Source organism: Leptospira wolffii serovar Khorat str. Khorat-H2 (assembly GCF_000306115.2).
Lineage (GTDB): Bacteria > Spirochaetota > Leptospiria > Leptospirales > Leptospiraceae > Leptospira_B > Leptospira_B wolffii.
Map to the genome: position 1 here is coordinate 1 of NZ_AKWX02000003.1, position 1,914 is coordinate 1,914.

Genomic DNA, 1,914 nt, shown 5'->3' on the forward strand with positions numbered 1-1,914 from the left:
AGGGCTTTCTTTGTGAGTGGGGATAGATGGAGTGATTTTGGAAAAGGTGCCGGAAATGCTGTGCAATTTATTGGAGCGGTCGCACTAGGACCTTTAGGATGGGGAGTTGCAGGTGTCACGTATGGTTTGGTCACCAATGGTAAGCAATTATTGTATAATCCTTCCGCTTTCTTTTCGGGATATGCTTCCGGCGGGATAGACTATGGTGCCAGTTCCATTTTGAATCCCATGGAAGGAAAACCTATGCCGACTGTAGAAAGAGTTCCGGGTGGGGCTATCATAAGGAATTCGTTTTATGCAAATCATCTTATGAGTAAACGATATTATGGAGAAACGAGAGGATATGTAACTTCATTTGCGACTGGAAAGGATACTTATGCACACGTATTGCATGAGCGGAAACATATCATTCAAAACCGAACTAGAGAAGGATCCATCAATGGTGAGGGCGGTGGCATTTTCAAATATTTCGGCGGAGGGAAAGAGATTGAAGCTGATTTATCCGCAGGGTATATCGGATATCAACAAACCGCAATGCTTATAAGATGGATGAATTATAATAAATTCATATCGGATGAATTTTATAATCAATTAATTAACTGGTCAAACTTTAATAAAGGATATTGAATGGTGCATTTAATGGATTGGAGAATTTTTTTTACAATTTGCTTTTGGGCTCTATCATTACTAAATTGTGATCAAAGGGGGAGATCTTCTATGTCTTGTGATCAAGAGTTAATTTTAGCTAGTTTTGATTTAGAAAGTGGAGTGATTAATAAGGTCGAATTTGACCAAAGGGTCACGATCATAGCCCTAAAGTGCAATAAATAAGGTGAGGCGCATATACCGTGCCTTGACCCCCCATCCAATCGGCCGGGTTCGCAATGAAAATAACAATCAAGCTTCTTTTGCATTTGCTAATCTGCTTTTTCTTAAGCCATTGCAGTTCTGAATATTCTATTTCAGAAAAAAAAGAGCAATACATAATTGATTATCAACTTCTATATAAAGAAGTTTATCCGGGCGCATTCTTACAAAGTGTATTATATGATGTTTTGAACGGGTATTTATGAAATCACTTAAAATATTGATCATTCTTATTCTTGGGTTTGAGATGATAGATTGTGGAGAACATTCTCCAAGTGGCTGCGAAGGTTGTCTTGTCATGCTTTTATCTGGAACGAACGCAAAGATCCAGATTCGAAATCGATCCGATATTGGAAACGCAGTATTTTATATCCAAGATGGTGTATTTTCGGTAAATTCCTCCGGAACCACCCTGCAGTATGGGATTGATACAAATAAATCAGGTTCGTATCGTCTCGTTGCCGATATTGGCGGGGAGTTATTCAACTTTCCTAATTTTGATTTTAGCAGCACGATTAACGACGGTGCATTCATCACTACCCCTGGAACAATCAACGTTGGAGAATGTAATTTATTCGATGGCCCGACCGGAACGATTATTCCAGATGGGTGTTTATAACAGGAAGTTAAGGTTTAAGTGAAGATTCATTGGAGGGTATTCTATACGTTAGTATTGAGCGTCATTATCACGGCGTCCAGTAGAGGAGATTAGAATGCATAATATAATTTTTTTTTCATTTCGGCCATGGCCATGATAATATCAACGAACTGTGATTTATCTCTTAACTCGGGGACATCTCGGGAAGAAAACTGTGCGAAACAACTCATTTTTAGGAATATAGAGAAGGATCTTGGAATCTGGACTGATTCAAATTTTGATCAGATTTCAACCCTTACATTACTTACTTATGATAAATAATATTTTGATATGAAAGCAAACGTGGGTCCGGGGTTTCGAAGGAGTAAATTCCCCCGGAGAGGGGGTAGCAAAAGACGCAAATGCGGCTTTTGCGAAGGGGAGACTTCCCCCCTTCAGAGGAGCAGGAG

2 protein-coding genes are annotated in these 1,914 nt (G+C 39.3%); both read left to right on the forward strand.

Annotated elements, in window-relative coordinates:
* Positions 1 to 627: hypothetical protein (locus LEP1GSC061_RS00035; protein WP_040507442.1), on the forward strand; the 627-nt coding region annotated here is incomplete at its 5' end.
* 442 nt (positions 628 to 1,069) lie between these two features.
* Positions 1,070 to 1,486: a hypothetical protein gene (locus LEP1GSC061_RS00045; RefSeq protein ID WP_040507447.1), complete on the forward strand. Its 417-nt coding sequence runs from the start codon at positions 1,070 to 1,072 to the stop codon at positions 1,484 to 1,486.
* The last annotated feature ends 428 nt before the right edge of the window (positions 1,487 to 1,914 follow it).